8 protein-coding genes are annotated in these 16276 nt (G+C 64.5%); all 8 read right to left on the bottom strand.

Annotated features, from left to right (window positions below):
* Positions 1–201 precede the first annotated feature (201 nt).
* Positions 202–2397, bottom strand: a complete 2196-nt coding sequence (locus Q1Y33_RS04005; protein WP_300798461.1) for a glycoside hydrolase family 97 protein — start codon at positions 2395–2397, stop codon at positions 202–204.
* 13 nt (positions 2398–2410) lie between these two features.
* Positions 2411–4279, bottom strand: coding sequence for a glycoside hydrolase family 13 protein (locus Q1Y33_RS04000; RefSeq protein ID WP_300798460.1), 1869 nt, complete (start codon positions 4277–4279; stop codon positions 2411–2413).
* 202 nt (positions 4280–4481) lie between these two features.
* Positions 4482–5819, bottom strand: coding sequence for an alpha-amylase family glycosyl hydrolase (locus Q1Y33_RS03995; RefSeq protein WP_300798459.1), 1338 nt, complete (start codon positions 5817–5819; stop codon positions 4482–4484).
* 13 nt (positions 5820–5832) lie between these two features.
* A complete protein-coding gene (locus Q1Y33_RS03990) occupies positions 5833–8142 on the bottom strand; it encodes an alpha-amylase family glycosyl hydrolase (RefSeq protein ID WP_300798458.1) in 2310 nt (769 codons plus the stop codon).
* A gap of 105 nt (positions 8143–8247) precedes the next feature.
* Positions 8248–10044 (bottom strand): SusE domain-containing protein, encoded by a 1797-nt coding sequence (locus tag Q1Y33_RS03985; RefSeq protein ID WP_300798457.1) that lies wholly within the window; start codon positions 10042–10044, stop codon positions 8248–8250.
* Positions 10045–10067: 23 nt separating this feature from the next.
* On the bottom strand, positions 10068–11738 hold the full coding sequence (locus Q1Y33_RS03980; protein WP_300798456.1) for a RagB/SusD family nutrient uptake outer membrane protein: 1671 nt from the start codon (positions 11736–11738) through the stop codon (positions 10068–10070).
* A gap of 15 nt (positions 11739–11753) precedes the next feature.
* Entirely contained in the window at positions 11754–14780 is a 3027-nt protein-coding gene (locus Q1Y33_RS03975; protein WP_300798521.1) for a TonB-dependent receptor, read from the bottom strand.
* 60 nt (positions 14781–14840) lie between these two features.
* A complete protein-coding gene (locus Q1Y33_RS03970) occupies positions 14841–16151 on the bottom strand; it encodes an MFS transporter (RefSeq protein WP_300798455.1) in 1311 nt (436 codons plus the stop codon).
* Between the last annotated feature and the right edge of the window lie 125 nt (positions 16152–16276).

Here is a 16276-nt window from a genome sequence, read left to right as displayed (position 1 = left end):
CTTTCGGACGGAACAGACGAAACGGCGGAGCCCAGGATGTGGCTCTGCCGTTTTTGTAGGGGGGGGGTAGCGGTCGGTTTTGTTTTGCGGGCGCGGCGGCAGCGGGCGGAGACACGAGCAGGGCGGGAACCTTTCGAAGGTTCCCGCCCTGCTCGTTTTCTGCGGATCGAAGACCGGATATCTCCGGCCTGCGTCTTATTTTTATTTCAGCCGTCCGAGCCGCCGGTCTTCGGCCGTGGCCTCGCGGATCGAGAGGGCGAAGCCGCCGCCCGGGGCCATCTCCACCTTCAGCTTCGATTTGGCGGTCACCTTGCCCGTGCGGATTGTGTAGGCCTCGGGGTTGGTCCGGTAGTCGGCATCCGGGGCGTCGGCATAGAGCGTCGCCACGTAGCTCTTCTCCGGATCGAGGAAGTCGAAACTGAACTCGGCCGTGCGGCGGTTCTCGTCCGTCACGCCGCCCACGAACCACTCCGCGGAGCCCTTGGCGCGGCGGGCGATGACGATCAGATCACCCGGCTCGGCCAGCAGGTAGCGGCTCTCGTCCCAGTCGACGGCCACATCCTTGATGAACTGGAAGGCATCCATGTACTGTTCGTAGTGCTCGGGCACGTCGGCCGCCATCTGCAACGGCGAGTAGAGCGTCACGTAGAGCGCCAGCTGGTTGGCAATCGTGGCGTTGACGTGCGAGTTGTTCGCGGGGTTGAGCTTCGAGACCTCCATCGAGAAGATACCGGGCGTGTAGTCCATCGGACCGCCCTGCAGGCGCGTGAAGGGCAGCAGCGTCACATGCACGGGCTTCGTGCCGCCGAAGGCCTGGTACTCCGTGCCGCGGGCCGACTCGTTGCCGATCAGGTTGGGCCACGTGCGGCACAGGCCCGTCGGGCGCACGGCCTCGTGGGCATTGACCATGATGTGGTGGCGGGCCGCCTCCTGCACGGCGTGGAGGTAGTGGTTGACCATCCACTGCCCGTAGTGGTACTCGCCGCGCGGCAGGATGTCGCCCACGTAACCGCTCTTCACGGCGTTGTAGCCGTAGCGGTTCATCAGTTCGTAAGCCTCCTTCAGATGGCGCTCGTAGTTGCGCACCGACGAGGAGGTCTCGTGGTGCATCATCAGCCGCACGCCCTTCTCATGGGCATACTTGTTCAGCGCCTCGATGTCGAAGTCGGGATAGGGCGTCACGAAGTCGAAGACGTGGTCCTTCGTGTGGCCGAACCAGTCCTCCCAGCCGACGTTCCAACCCTCGACGAGCACCTGGTCGAAGCCGTGCTCGGCGGCGAAGTCGATGTAGCGCCGGACGTTGTCGTTGTTGGCCGCATGGCGCCCGCTGGGCTTCACGGCGGCGTAGTCCGTCACGCCGAGATGCACGGAGGGCAGCTCCTGCGTGTAGGCCCAGTCGCTCTTGCCGGTAATCATCTCCCACCAGACACCCACATATTTCACGGGTTTGATCCACGACGTGTCCTCGATGGCGCAGGGCTCGTTCAGGTTGAGAATCAGGCGCGAGGCGAGAATCTCGCGGGCGTCGTCCGTGACCATGACCGTGCGCCAGGGGGTGTGGCAGGGGGTCTGCATGTAGCCCTTCCACCCCTGGGCGTCGGGCGTGAGGTGTGACGTGAAGACCATCCGCTCATCATCCAGATCGAGGTGCATGCAGGGGTAGTCGACGAGCGCCGCCTCGTGGATGTTGATGTAGAGGCCGTCGGCGCTCTTCAGCTGCAGGGCCGTCTGCACGCCCGTGGGCGAGAAGGGGGTCTGCGACGAGTTGGGCGTGATGGCCTGCGGCATGAGCTGCCGGATTTCCGAAAGCTTCGACTCGGTGTAGTCGTACTCCTGCGTGTCGTAGTCGCCCGGAATCCAGAAGGCCGTATGGTCACCCGTCATGGCGAACTGCGTGCGCTCCTCGCGGATTGTGAAATAGGTCATCGCCTCCTGCTCGGGGAACTCGTAGCGGAAGCCCACGCCCTCGTCGTAGAGGCGGAAGCGGATGACCATCTGCCGGCCGCTCTGCGGCTGGCGGAGCGTTACGGCCAGCTCGTTGTAGCGGTTGCGGATCGACGACTCCTCGCCCCAGACGGGCTGCCACGTCTCGTCGAACTCGCTGCGCTGCGCGCCGCACTGCTCGAATCCGTCGTAGAGCGATACGGGCTCGCCGTAGCCGCCCTTCTGAATCTCGGCGCCGAACTCCAGCGCCGGGGCGTCGCCGCGCAGCTCGAGGCCCATGCGGCTGGGCAGCACGGCGGCGCGGCCCTTGTAGTCGAGGACGTAGGTGGGTTCTCCCTTGTCGGAGAGCGAGAAGCGGAGCTCCAGCTCGCCGTCGGGTGAGCGGAGCACCTCCTGGGCCGAGGCGCCGAGCGCGGCGGCCGCGGCGGCAAAAAGCATGAGGTATCTCTTCATGTCGGAATATGGTTTAGCGTTTGAATTCCACAACCAGCGCCTGCCGCGGTCCGACGACGGTGGCATCGCTCACCTCGGCGGCCTCGCCCGTCAGGACGTTGCACCCGTCGTGCAGCCCCGTGGCAATCTCGGCGTAGTGCGACCAGGGCACCTGCTTCTTGCCGCGCGAGTTGTTGATGAAGACGAAGACGGCGTCGGTGTCGTCGTAGCGGAAGTAGGCGTAGGTGTTGTCGCGCGTGAGGAAGTGCATCGTGCGGCCGTTGTGGAGCACCGTCTTGCCCTTGCGCCACTGGAAGAGACGCTGCGCATGGTCGAAGAGCTCCTTCTCGAGGCCCGTGCGTCCCTCGGCCGCGAAGAGGTCGGTTTTGTCGCCGGCCCAGCCGCCCGGGAAGTCCACGCGCAGGCCGCCGTGGCCCTGCGAGAGGTCCTTCGAGGTGAACATCATCTCGTCGCCGGCGAAGATCTGCGGGATGCCGCGCATCGTGGCGAGCATCGTCAGCACAAGCTTCATCCGCTCGGGGTTCTTGCGCACGACGTCGCCGATGCGGTCCGTGTCGTGGTTGCCCGCGAAGATCATCATCTTCGAGAGGTCGTGGTAGACGAAGTCGTGCGACAGGCAGTCGTAGACGCGCGTCATCCCCTCACCCCAGCGCTGCGAGTCGGTCGGCACGCCGCGGCAGATGGCCTCCTGCAGCGGGAAGTCCATGATCGAGGGGAGGTGCGAGTCGAAGCCGTCGCGGTTGGGGTTGCCCGACTGCCAGTAGGCCAGCTGCGGGATCGACGAGGTCCAGCACTCGCCCACGATGTTCAGGTTCGGGTACTCGCGGCGTACCGAGGCGCACCACTCGCTCATCGGGTTCTTCTCGTTGTAGGGGTAGGTGTCGACGCGGAAGCCGTCCAGGTCGGCATACTCGGTCCACCAGGCGGCCCACTGCTGGAAGTAGCGCAGCACGTAGGGGTTGTCGAGGTTCATGTCCGGCATCGAGGGGACGAACCAGCCGCTCTCCTGCAGGTTGAGGTCGTACTTCGAGGCGTTGGGGTCCATGTTCGTCGAGAAGCAGACGTTCGTGCCCGTGTACTCGGGGAACTGGTGGATCCAGTCCTCGAAGGGCAGGTCGCGCATCCACCAGTGCGCCGTGCCGCAGTGGTTGGTCACCACGTCCATGATGACCTTCAGTCCCTTTTCGTGGGCCGCGGCGACGAAGTCGCGGTAGGATTCGTTCGTGCCGAAGCGCGGGTCAATGCGGTAGTAGTCGGCGCAGGCGTAGCCGTGGTACGACCCTTCGGGCTCGTCGTCGAGCAGCAGCGGCGTGGGCCAGATGACTGTGGCGCCGAGCGAGGAGATGTAGTCCAGGTGCTGGCGGATGCCCTCGATGTCGCCGCCGTGCCGGCCGAAGAAGGCGTCGCGGTCGGCCTTCTCCTGCGTGTCGGGCGTCGAGTCGTTCGCGGGGTCGCCGTTGGCGAAGCGGTCCGGCATGAGCAGGTAGATCATGTCGGCCGTGGTGAAGCTCCCGCGCTCGGCGGAGCCTTCGCGGCGTGCCGCGATCTCGTAAGGGGCCTTGAACTCCCGTCCCTCCTTCGAGAAGACGAGGTAGTAGGTGCCTGGTGCGGCATCGGCGTCGACGGCCACGTCGACGAAGAGGTAGTTGGGGCTGTCGGCCTTGTGTACGGCCGTGGCTTTCACGCCCTGCCCGCCCTCGATGCGGACGTCGTAATCGGAGATGCGCTCCCCGGCGACGAGCAGCTGCAGGGGTGTCTGCATGCCCGTCCACCACGAAAGGGGTTCGATGCGTGTCACCTCGCCTGTGGCGTCGGCCACCGTGGCGGGATCGAATGCCGGCTGCGTCGCGCAGGCGACCAGCCCGGCTGCTGCGAGTGTCATCAGAATGCGGTTCAAGGTATTGTCGTTTGTAAAGTTAGTAAAAATCTGCGTTCATGCAACGGCGCCAGGCCTCCGTCCGGGCCGTTCCGTCGCCGAAACCGGCTGCGGCCCCGGCCGGGGCGGTCTGTTTTACAGCCTCATCTGCGGCGGGAGTTCCGGCCGTCGGACCGGAACTCTGCGGACCGGAAATCGGACCGGGCGGCTACTCCGCCTCCGGGGCGAAGACCATCCATCCCCAGGCGGGCAGCGTCACCTGTTCGCCGCCCGGGTGCGCCGCCCCGGTGAAGAACTCGCGGCGCGGCCCCTCGAAGGGAAGCGCAAGGGCCTGCTCCGCGGCCGTGAGGTTCGCCACGACGGTCACCTCCTCCGCCCCCTCGCCGCGCGAGAAGCAGAAGAGGCCTTCGGGCAGCAGCCCCTCGGCCGCAAAGCGCGCTTCGGCGCCCCGCTCACCGGCCGCCAGCACCGGGTTCTCGTGGCGCAGGCGGATCAGCTGCCGGTAGAAATCCGTATATTCGTTCTCGCACCACTGCGGCACGGGGTCCTTCTCGAAGAAGGCGAAGCGGTGGTCGTAGCCGATCTCCTGCCCGGTGTAGACAAGCGGCTGTCCCTTGGGCAGCGTGAAGGTCAACAGGGCCATGACGCGCGCGGCATCGCCCATGCGTTCGAATTCGGTGCCGGCCCAGGAGTTCTCGTCGTGGTTCGAGGTGAACATCAGGCGGAAGGCCTCGCGGGGCGTCGTCGCGGCGTCCTTCCCGAGGTAGGCCTTCAGGTCGGCCGCGCCCTTCTCGCCGCGGGCGATGGCATTCATCAGGTGGTGCAGCTCCCAGCTGTAGGAGGCGTCGAAGGCCTCCTCGTGCAGCGCCGGGTCCTCACCTTCGGCCAGCAGGTAGATCTGCGGATAGTCGCGCCGCAGGGCCGGCAGCGTCGTGCGCCAGAAGTCGATCGGCACCTCGCAGGCCATGTCGCAGCGGAAGCCGTCGATGCCGCGCTCGAGCCAGAAGCGCATCGAGCGCTCCATCTCGCGCCGCATGTCGGCGTTGTCGTAGTTGAGCTTGGCGATGTCCGTCCAGTCGTACTGCACGATGGTGCGGTCCAGCGAGTCGCGCACGTACCAGTCGGCCGGGCGTTCGTCGATCCACCGCGCATCGGGCGAGGTGTGGTTGGCCACCCAGTCGAGGATGACGCGCAGTCCGAGGCGGTGCGCCTCGGCGAGCAGGCGGTCGAAATCCTCCAGCGTGCCGAATTCGGGATTCGTGGCGCAGTAGTCCGAGATGGCGTAGTAGGAGCCGAGCGTCCCCTTGCGCTCCAGCACGCCGATCGGGTAGACGGGCATGAGCCACACGACGTCGACGCCCAGCTCCTTGAGGCGGGGCAGTTCGCGGGCGGCGGCTTCGAAGGTCCCCTCGGGGGTGTACTGGCGCACGTTCATCTCGTAGACGACGGCGTTGTAGCTCCAGTCGGGGTGTGCGGCGGGTTCCGCGGGGGTTGTGCCGCAGGCGGCGCAGGCGGCCACCAGGATCAGTGCAAGCAATCGTTTCATCGCAGGGAAAGGGTTATAAGGTGAAGACAACCGAGGAGTAGGCCCCCAGCGTGAGGAGCGTGCTGCCGCCGTCGCGCTTGATCATCGCCTCGCCCGAGAGGCCCACGGCCTTGCCGAGGGTGTCGTCGAGGGTCAGCGTCCGGGCCTTGTCGCCGAAGTTGTGGGCGACGAACATCCGCTCGCCCTCCTTCTCGCGGTACCAGACCGCCACGGCCTCCTCGTCGGCGTTGTTTTCGTTGTAGATCGGGTGTTTGGTCATCGCCCCCTCGGCCAGCGCCGGGTAGGTGTTGCGCAGGCGGGCGAAGGTGCGGTAGAGGTTCAGCAGCGAGTTCTCCTCCTCGGCCTGCGCCTCAACCGAGATTGACTCCGTCAGCATCTGGCGGTCGACCTTGCCCGAGAGGCTGCCCGAGGCGAGCTCGCGCCCGGCGCGGTCCCAGAGGATCGGCGTGCGGACATACTCGTCGCCGTTGGACTTCGTGCCCCAGTAGCCGAGCTCCTCGCCCTGGTAGATGTAGGGATCGCCCTGCGCCGTGAGCAGCACGGCGGCGGCGACGCGCAGGCGTCCCTCCACGCGGCCGAGCTCCGAGGCGGCGCGGTCCTCGTCGTGGTTCGAGAGCTTCGTGGCCTCGATGTAGTCGGCGCGGTACTGGCGGTAGGCGGGCTGGTACTCGAGGATGTCCTTGACGAAGTAGCGGCCGATGCCGTTCTGCAGGGCCCAGCGCAGCTTGTACCAGAACGAGAACTCGAACAGTGCCGGCAGCCCCTTGTAGTAGGGGGCGACGTTCGCCGCATCGTCCAGCATCTCGCCCACCATGTAGAAGTCGCCCTCGCCGCCGCGGGCGTGGTAGCTCTCGTTCATGCGGTCGTAGAACTTCTTGAGGAAGGTGGGGTTCTCGTCGTTGTAGGCGTTGTGGTAGATGTGCTTCACGGCGTCGAGGCGGAAGCCGTCGACACCCATCTCAACCCATTTGTCGGCCGCTTCGGTCACCGCCTTGAAAGCGGCCGATGCGTCGGCCTCCGAGGCCTTGCCGTAGTTCAGGTCGGCGAAGGCCGCGGTCCAGAAGTGCGAGTGGTACATCGTCGGCAGCGAGAACTGGATGTTGGCCGCCGTCGATGCCGACGTGAGCGTGAAGGGCACGCCCAGTTCGAGGATCGTCCGGTTGTCGGGCGCGCCGTACTTCGTGCCGGCGGCCCACGAGGTGGTCGAGGTGCGGATCAGGAAGCCCCAGTCCGAGTCGAAGTCGAGCGTCAGGCGATAGTGCGTGTCGTCGTCCGTATAGAAGCGGGCCATCTGCTGGTCGCCGTAGTAGAGGTACTTGCCGCCGGCCGAGGTGTCGGTGTTCTCCGCATCGGGCGCGTCGGTCGTCTCGGTGACGGTGACCGTCGGGGCCGAGGCGTTGCTCCAGTCCAACTCGAAGCGGAAGCGGCCCGTGGCCCCGGCGTTCGAGTCGGTCGAGAACCACTGCCCGGCGTCGTAGCCGGCCGCACCCTCCGTCGCGATCTGGTCGATGCGCCCGGCGGCGATGTCGCCCTGCGGGTCCTTCGAGAAGATGTAGTAGCCGCGGCAGGGGCTCTGCTCCGAGGAGACGGCGTCGCGGAACCACGGATGCTCCCTGCCCGTGTGGTTGAGCACGTAGTCCAGGTATACGCGGATGCCGCGGGCGTGTGCGGCGTCGATGAAGGCCTGCAGGTCGGCGTCCGTGCCGAAGGCCGGGTTGACGGCCTCGTAGTCGAGCACGTCGTAGCCGTGGTACGACGACGAGGGGTGGATCGGCGAGAGCCAGACGGCCGAGACGCCCATCTCGTCGAGGTAGTCCAGCCGCTCGGTCAGCCCCTTGAGGTCGCCTTTCGTATCGCCGTCGCCGTCGGCAAAACTGTAGACCAGCACCTGGTAGGAGATGTCGGCGCGCTTGACGCCGTCCCATGCGTCGGGCTCCGCCACGACGGGCTCGCTGCCCGCAGGGGTATCACCCGCCTGCCGCACCGTGAGGGCAACCTCCTCGCAGCCCGGGGCGGTGAAGGTCAGCGTCGCGCTGCGCTCCGTGCCGCCCGTGTTGGCCGTGACGGTAACGTGGAACGAGGTCGAGGTCCGGCCCGAGGTCCGCTCGGGCGTGCACCACGCCGTGCCGTCGCTCTGCGTGAGCGACCACGACCCGGCGTCGGTCTTCAGCTCGATGAGTTCGCTCCCGCCCCCGGTGTCGAATTCGAGTGCCGAGGGGGTGACGGCGAGCAGGCCACCTCCCTTGCCGGAAGTCGAATCCTTGCCGCACGAGACGGCTGCGGCGACGAGCAGCGCCAGCAGCAGGTAGAAAATCCTTTTCATCTTCGAAGTATCGGTTCTTTGGTTTCGTTTTCTGGGGGCCTGCGGTCCGGTCAGGGGCCGCAGGCCAGAACGGGACGGAGGCGCCTCCTCCGTCCCGTGCAGGGGTTACTGTACGTCGGCCGGGGTCTTGCCCTCGCTCATGACGTAGACCGTGCTGCCCGCAAGGTCGAAATAGATGTCGTAGGTGCCGTCGAGCTGCACCTTCATGTTCTGCGATCCGCCACTGGTGATGACGGCGACGGCCGTGTTGATGTCGATCGCACCGCCCGAAGCCGTACCGTAGTTCTTCGAGTCGTCCCACTCGTTGTTGTAGCGGATCTTGAACTCGTCGGTCGTCTTGATCGCCACGCCCCGGCGGACGAGGTAGGCCCCCTCCTCGCTCATCGAGAAGTCGCCCAGATCGCCCCAGCCCGTAATGCTGCCGATGAGGCCCCATGTCTCGGGAACGTACTCGGGCTTCACGCCTGCGGCCATGACGTAGGCGCGGCCCGCCTCGGGCAGCAGCCAGTAGTCGTAGGTGCCCGCTTCGGCAACGACGGCATTCACCTTGTTCGCCGAGACGGCGAAGGCTGCGCCGATCGTGCAGGTGTACTTCCCGTCACCGCCGCCGAGCGAGGCGTCGGCCCCGAGCCACTGCGACTCGTCGCCGCTCTTGAAGAGGAACTCCGAATTGGCCGTCACCTCGACATTGGCCGCCTTGTAGGCCGCGATGCTGCCGCTGGCGCTCTCCATGGCCGTCGGGCCCCACTCGGGCGTGGCGACGGTCTGGCCGTGGATATACCAGTCGGCCGTCTCGGGCTCGGGCTCGTCACCGCCGCCCGTCTGACCGTAATCCCCGGCGTTGAGCTCGTAGGTCATGGCCGCGGAGTTGTTCAGGTTGACGTAGATGCGGTAGTTGCCGGCCGGCACCTTGATGTTGTCGCCGCCGTCGAGCATGCCTTCGGTCGACGATCCGAACGAGGTATCCCAGGCGCCGTCGAGGCGGAACTTGATCTCTCCGGCCACGAGCGTCGCATCGACCCAGAAGCGCTGCGTCTTCGCATCGAACTCCATGACGAGGTCGTTGTCCCAGCTGCCGACGCCGTCGCCCACGATGCCCAGCTGGTCGAACGACAGCCCCTTGGCGAGCGTCAGCGAACTGCGGTCGAAGGCAAAGCGGTAGAAGCGCTTGGAGTAGATGTCGATGTTGGCCGAACCGCCGCTGGAGATGAGCGTGATGGACGAAGCCTCAGCCTCGGGTTTCGGCGCTTCGCCGTCGAGACCCCAGTTGCAGGAGTCGTCCCAGCCGGCAACGCCCGTCAGCTTGAATCCGTTGGCGGCCTTGTCACCGAAGTCGATGACACCCTCGTAGTTGATCTCGTCATCGAGGAAACTGAAGAGAAACTGCGAATTGCCGTGGTTCCAGCCGCAGTAGTCGCCGATGACCCAGACGGTCGGATAGACGCGCTCGGCCTTGGTGACGGTCATCGTCACCGCAACGGGCTCCGAATAGACCTTCTCGTAATCGGTGCCGATCGTGGCGCTGATGTAGAAGTTCACGGTCGTCGGCGTGTCGGGCTCAACCTCCACGTCGTAGACGAGTTTCGTGTTGATGCTCTCGTAGGGCTGTTCGGTCGAGGTGCCCGTGAGGTCCGAGAAGAGAACCACGCGCTCCCCGTCGCCGCAGGAGGCTTCGAGCGAGTAGTTGATCTGCGTGCGGACGCCGAAGTCGGCGGCATCCCACGTAAACGTCAGATTCTCGCCCATGTTTTCCGACGTGATGACGATCTCGGCGGGCAGGCCGTGAAGCACGGGCGCCACCACATCCTCGGGCGCGTAGGCCGTAGCCTCGTCGAGTTTCTGGCAGGCGGCGAAAAGTCCCGCAACGGCTGCCAGCATGGTTGCATATCTTGCGAATTTCATGGTTTCAACGGTTTTAAGGGTCGTTATTTATCGGTTTCGGTTCCGGCCGTGGTTCCGTATCCGGGGTTCTGCTTCAACTCGGGGTTGGAGGCCAGCTCGGATGCCGGGATAGCAAAAATCTTCATGTGGTCGTCGAAGCCCTGGCCGCTGAACGTGCCGCCCTTGTAGGTCCAGAGGAACGACGAGGAGGTGAACTTCCCGTAGCGGATCAGGTCCGTGCGGCGGTGTCCCTCCCACATCAGCTCGCGGGCACGCTCCTCGAGAAGCCAGTCCTGCGTGATGGAGGTCGGGGCCGACACGCCGGCGCGCTCGGCCAGCTCCTGAAGCTTCGGCATCGCCGTGTTGGCCTGTCCGAGATTCATGCAGGCCTCGGCATAGATCAGGTAGATCTCGCCCAGACGGATCAGCGGGAAGTCGACGTCGCTGTAGGCCTTGACAGCGGATGTCTCGATGTACGAGTCGTTGTCCTCATTGTGCGGGATATTGTTGAACTTCAGGCAGCTCCAGCCGTTGAGGAAGACGTAGAGCGCACCGTCCATCGACTCCTTGCGGCCCTTGATGTAGAACATCCCGCCGCGCTTGTCGCGCACGTCGTAGGTGCCGGTCGTGTAGTCCGGGTTGCGCACGTCGAAGTACTTTTCGACATATTCGTAGGGCACGCGGATGCCGCCCCAGCCGTTGTTCACGCCGTTGATCATCTCCGTGGCGGAGACATCGGCCGCCGCGATGGCTGCGAGCGTAAGGTAGGAGGTGCCGCCGTAGGACTGCGTCTGCTCGGCATCGTAGGAGATGCCGAAGATGATCTCCTTCAGGGCGTCGGGGTTCTCGCCGTTGTCACCGCGGAACAGGTCGGCATACTCCGGGCAGAGCGAGTAGCCCATCGAGAAGACCGCCTCGCAGGCCTGCTTGGCCTCCAGCCACATCGGCTCGCCGGTGTAGACCTCGGCGTTGAGGTACATGCGGGCCAGCAGTCCCTGCACGGCACCCTTGTCGGCGCGCGGGTAGTTCGAGCGGGCGGCCGGCATGGCGCTGTCGTCGGCGGCCAGGGCCGTCAGCTCCGAGACGCAGTAGTCGAAGACATCCTTGCGCGAAGCCTGCTTGGGGTTCACGCCGCCGCCGAAGGGCGAGTTCTCGGTCGTGAAGGGCACGTCACCGAAGACGTCGAGGGCGATCCAGTAGAAGTAGGCGCGCAGGAAGCGGGCCTCGGCACGGTAACCCTGGATGCGGGCGGCGAGGTCGCTGCTCACGCCGCGGTCCGAGAGGCGGTCCGAAGCGGTCTGGCGCAGGTACTCGTTGGCATAGGCGATACCCTGGAGCGTGCGGACGTAGACGGCATAGGTGGCGTCGTTGTCGGCATCCGACCAGGTGTTGGTATTCATGGCGCGGACCCAGGCGTCGTTCTCCCAGGCGCACTTGCAGGCGTCGGCCGTCACCTCCTCGACCGTCCAGTAGGCGCGGACGAGCTCCGAGGCGCCGCCGTCGCTGACCTGCAGGTCGGTGGTCTCGTTCGAGACGAAGCAGAAGTAGAGTTTCGTCAGACCGGCGATGTAGCCCGCCTCATCCTTTCCGTAGACCGTCTCGGAGGTCGAATCCGAAGGATTGAGCGGCAGCGTATCCAGGTCGTTGATGCACGCGGTGAGCAGCATGGAGGCTCCCGCCGCGGCCATTGCGATGTGTTTTATGCTCATTTTCATGGTTTTCATTCGGTTTTAGAAGTTGACATTCAGACGCAGCGAGTAGGTGCGCGGACGGGGCCACATCGAACCGTCGATACCGTTCACGTTGTTGATCTCGGGATCGATGCCGCTGTAGTTCGTGATGACAAAGACGTTCTGCACGCCGACGGCCACGCGGACCGAACCCTTCCAGCTGCCGATCTTGTCGAACGTGTAGCCGAGGTTGATGTCGTCCATGCGGAAGAACGAGGCATCCTCGAGGAAGTAGTCCGAATACCACTGTTCACCGCTGTTGGCCTTCGTGAAGCCGGTCTTGTTGACCACCTTGGCGAAGTTGGGCAGGTTGCCGGCGTTCAGGTCGAGGTTCGAGGTCGAGTTGGCCGAGGCGAAGTCGTTGAAGGCCCAGTTGCCCACCGAACCGTGGCCGTTGAAGCCGAAGTCCCAGTTCTTGTAGGTGAGCTTGAGGCATACGCCGTAGAAGAAGTCGGGGTTGGGGCTCTTGTCGGTCATGTAGCGGTCGGCCTGCGTGATCTTGCCGTCCTTGTCGCGGTCGACCAGGGCGTTCTGGATCGGGTTGCCGTTCGCATCGTATACCTGCTGGAAGCAGTAGAAGGTGTAGGGAGCGTAGCCCACCATGTGGCGCTGGAGCATGTTGCCCGTACCCTTCGAGATGCCGCCCGTCTGGATCGAATAGTCGGGATCGTCCGTGTTGTTGAGCTTCGTGAACTCCGTGTGCTGGAACGTGCCGTTCAGTCCGATCTGGAGGTTCCAGTTCTCGGTCTGCACGGGAATGAGGTTGAGGTTGAACTCCAGACCGCGGTTCTCCATCGAGCCGATGTTGGTCATGACCGTGTTGCCGAAGTTCGAACCCATCGGGGTGATGACGCTGTTGAGCAGGTCGTCCGTCTGGCGCAGGTAGGCGTCGACGCTACCGTTGATGCGGCCGTCGAAGAAGCCGAAGTCGAGGCCGACGTTGTAGGTCGTCGTGGTCTCCCACTTGATGTTCGGGTCGTAGGCTGCGGGCGTGAGGTAGAACGAATAGCCGGCGCTGCCCATGTTGTACTGCTTGTAGACGTCGGTCGACATCGAATAGCGGGCCAGGTGGGCGTAGTAGTTGTCGCCGATATCCTGCTGGCCGGTCTGTCCGGCACCCAGGCGCAGCTTCAGGGCCGAGAGCACGCGCACGTCCTTGAGGAACTTCTCCTGGGCGATGTTCCAGGCGAAGGCGGCCGACGGGAAGAGGCCCCAGCGCGTGTTCTTCGAGAAGCGCGACGAGGCGTCGTCACGCAGCGTGAAGGTAAAGAGGTACTTCGAGGCGAGCGAGTAGTTGATACGTCCGTAGAAGGAGAGCAGGTAGTACTCGCGGCGGTTGAACGGATAGCGCGAATCCTCGCCCTTCTGCTCGTGAGTCTCGTTGAAGTAGGTTACCGAGTGGTCCGAGGCGTAGAAGTGCTGCCACGAATAACCGGCCATCACGTCGAGGTGGTGGATGCCCCACTCCTTGTTGAAGTTGGCGTAGAACTCCAGCAGGTGGTTGCGGCGGAAGTTCGTCGTCCACGTGTACTGGCCCCAGCCGCGGGCCTCGGTGTCGGTGTAGGCCTGGAACGATCCGGGATTCACGCCGTCGTAGATCTTGGTCGACGAGATGTCCATACCGAGGTTGAGGTTGAAGCGCAGGGCCTCGAATCCGTGCACCTTGTAGTCGATCTGGGCGTTGCCGATGAAACGCTTGGCGCGGGCCGAGTTGTCGCGGTCATAGAGCTTCGAGAGCGGACCGGCGCCCACCAGCGTGTTGGGGGTGAACTCCTCGCCGCGGCCCGAGCCGTAGTTCCAGAAGCCGTTGGTCGTCGTGTAGTCGATCGAGCCGTCCTCGTTGCGCCAGTAGGGATCGACCGTGGGGTTGAAGAAGGCGGCCGAGCCCACGACACCGCCGTCGGCATACTGCTGCGAGGTCACCACGCCCTTGGCGTTGAGATTGACCGTCAGGTGCTTGTCGAAGAAGTTGGGCGAGAGGCTCAGATCGAGGGTTCCGCGCTCGTACTTCGAGGTCTCGAGCGTACCCTGCTGGTTGGTGTAGCCCACCGAAGCGCGGTAGGGCATGCGGTCGTCGATGTTGCCGATGACGCTGACGTTGTGGTCGTGTGAGATGGCCGTGCGGAAGATCAGGTCCTGCCAGTCGGTGTTCTTGTCGCCCATCATGGCATGTACCTTGTCACCCGTTTCGGTGCCGGCCGGGTAGACGCGGTCGACGTATTCACGGAACTCGGTGGGCGAGAAGACGGGCAGCTCGTCGGAGTTGGTCTGGACGCTCACGCTGCCGCTGTACGACACGCGCGGGGTGTTGCCCTTGCCCTTCTTCGTGGTGATCATGATAACGCCGTTCGAGGCGCGCGAACCGTAGATCGCGGCAGCCGAAGCGTCCTTCAGTACGGTGAACGACTCGATATCGTTCGGGTTGATCGTCTCGAGCGGGTTGGCCATACCGGCGCCGCCGTCCGAAGCGATGGGCACGCCGTCGATGACGATCAGCGGGTCGTTCGAGGCGTTGAGTGACGCGGCGCCGCGGATGCGGATCGTGGAGCTCGAGCCCGGACCGCCGTCACCGGGGATGATGTGCACGCCCGGGACCTTTCCCTTGAGCATGTCTTGCGTCGAAACGACGGCACCGCGGTTCAGCTCCTCGGCCTTGATCGCCACGACCGAACCGGTCATGTCGTTCTTCTTGACCGTACCGTAGCCGATGACCACGACATCGTCGATGCCCATGGCATCTTCCTCGAGCGTCAGGTGCTGAAGCAGCGTCGAGGAGGCCACCAGCGTGACGGTCTTGTAGCCGACATAGCTGATCTCGACGACCGCTTCGGGCGAAGCCACGCGGATGGCATAGTCGCCGTCGATGCCCGTCGAGACACCGTTGGTCGTGCCCTTCTCGACCACCGTGGCGCCCAGGATGGGCATTCCCGACTTGTCGACAACTACGCCTTGAACCTCATAGCCAGCGTTTTGCGCCAACGTGAGGGGGGGGGTAATCAAGCTGGCCAGCAAGATGCCCACACACATAGTCAAAAGTTTTTTCATAGGAATTTTGGTTGGTTTGTAAATAGGTTTCTTACGGAATGGCTATCGGGCGTGCTCCTCGCGGACGAAGCCCACGGAGAGTGCGGCCAACAGCATGAAGAGTCCGGCCAGGGCCAGCATCCAGACCGCCTCGCTGTCGAAGCAGTACTTGACGATGGCGCCGCCCGTGAGGCCGATGACGATCTGCGGAATGGTGATCGTGAAGTTGAAGATGCCCATGTAGACCCCCATGTGGCGCGGCTCGACGGCGCGCGAGAGGATGGCGTAGGGCATGGCGAGGATGCCGGCCCAGGCGATGCCGATACCCACCATCGGAAGCATCAGTGCATACTGGTTGCGCAGCAGGCACAGCCCGGCGAAGCCCGCGGCACCGGCCAGCAGGCAGACGGCATAGACGGGCTTGTTGCCCCAGCGTGCGGCGATACGCCCGAGGAAGAGCGCCGCGATGCAGGCCGGAATCGGATAGGTGCCGTTCAGCACGCCGACCCACGTCTGCGTGGCGCCGTCGGAGAGCACGGCCCCCGTGGCATGGTCGGTCACAACGCCCGTGATGGCGGGTTTGAGGTAGGTCCACATGAGGAAGAGCGCCGCCCACGAGAAGAACTGCGTGACGCCCAGCCGCACCATCGCCTGCGGCACGTTGCGCAGCAGCGTCATGAAGCCCGGACGCGGGGTGTTACCCTCCCTGCGGATGTCGTTGTAGCGGGCGAACTCCTCGGGCGGGTATTCGCGCGTCCTGAACGCGGTGACGAGGACCGTGAGCAGCAGGATCGCACCGCCTATATAATAGGAGTAGGCGATGTGCGCGGGCACCTCGCCCGGCACGACCTCGTCCGAGACGCCGAGCTGCGTCATGAGCAGCGGCAGAATGGCCCCGATGACGGCGCCAAGGTTGATCAGGAAGGTCTGCACGACATATCCCTGCGTCTTCTGCGAATCATCGAGCATGTCGGCCACCAGCGCCCGGAAGGGCTGCATCGTGACGTTGAACGAGAGGTCCATGAAGAGCAGGATGAAGGCCCCCATGGCCAGCGGGGCGAAGGCCAGCAGCCGCGGGCAGTTGGGCATGAGCGCCAGCGCCAGCGTCGAGATGATCGATCCGCCGAGAATGTAGGGAATGCGGCGGCCCAGGCGGGTCCACGTGCCGTCGGAGAAGAGTCCGATGATCGGCTGGACGATCATGCCGGCGAGCGGCGCCGCAAGCCAGAAGTAGCTGAGATGGCTGACATCGGCCCCCAGCGATTCGAAAATGCTCGACGTGTTGGAGTTCTGGAGCGAATATCCGATCTGTACGCCGAGGAAGCCGAAGCTGAGGTTCCAAATCTGCCAAAAGGAGAGTTTGGGCTTGTTCATTCGGGTTTCAGGTTGGTTTTTAGGTCATACAAATTTTAATAAAATATCCTCCGGACGGAACCTCCGGGCGACGAACGGAACAACCGGCACGACGAACGGCGGGATTTTTCCGACGAGCGGTTTGG

Origin of the sequence: uncultured Alistipes sp., from assembly GCF_949296715.1 — a bacterium.
In the GTDB taxonomy this organism is placed as follows: domain Bacteria; phylum Bacteroidota; class Bacteroidia; order Bacteroidales; family Rikenellaceae; genus Alistipes.
Note: the sequence above shows the minus strand (reverse complement) of the source record. Positions and strands in the feature narration are given on the sequence as shown.

What these genes read in the sequence shown, in the direction of transcription:
- Q1Y33_RS04005 (WP_300798461.1), bottom strand. Translation starts at nt 2,397, where the DNA reads ATGAAGAGATACCTCATGCTTTTTGCCGCCGCGGCCGCCGCGCTCGGC.
- Q1Y33_RS03975 (WP_300798521.1), bottom strand. Translation starts at nt 14,780, where the DNA reads ATGTGTGTGGGCATCTTGCTGGCCAGCTTGATTACCCCCCCCCTCACG.
- Q1Y33_RS03995 (WP_300798459.1), bottom strand. Translation starts at nt 5,819, where the DNA reads ATGAAACGATTGCTTGCACTGATCCTGGTGGCCGCCTGCGCCGCCTGC.
- Q1Y33_RS03980 (WP_300798456.1), bottom strand. Translation starts at nt 11,738, where the DNA reads ATGAAAATGAGCATAAAACACATCGCAATGGCCGCGGCGGGAGCCTCC.
- Q1Y33_RS03985 (WP_300798457.1), bottom strand. Translation starts at nt 10,044, where the DNA reads ATGAAATTCGCAAGATATGCAACCATGCTGGCAGCCGTTGCGGGACTT.
- Q1Y33_RS03990 (WP_300798458.1), bottom strand. Translation starts at nt 8,142, where the DNA reads ATGAAAAGGATTTTCTACCTGCTGCTGGCGCTGCTCGTCGCCGCAGCC.
- Q1Y33_RS03970 (WP_300798455.1), bottom strand. Translation starts at nt 16,151, where the DNA reads ATGAACAAGCCCAAACTCTCCTTTTGGCAGATTTGGAACCTCAGCTTC.
- Q1Y33_RS04000 (WP_300798460.1), bottom strand. Translation starts at nt 4,279, where the DNA reads ATGACACTCGCAGCAGCCGGGCTGGTCGCCTGCGCGACGCAGCCGGCA.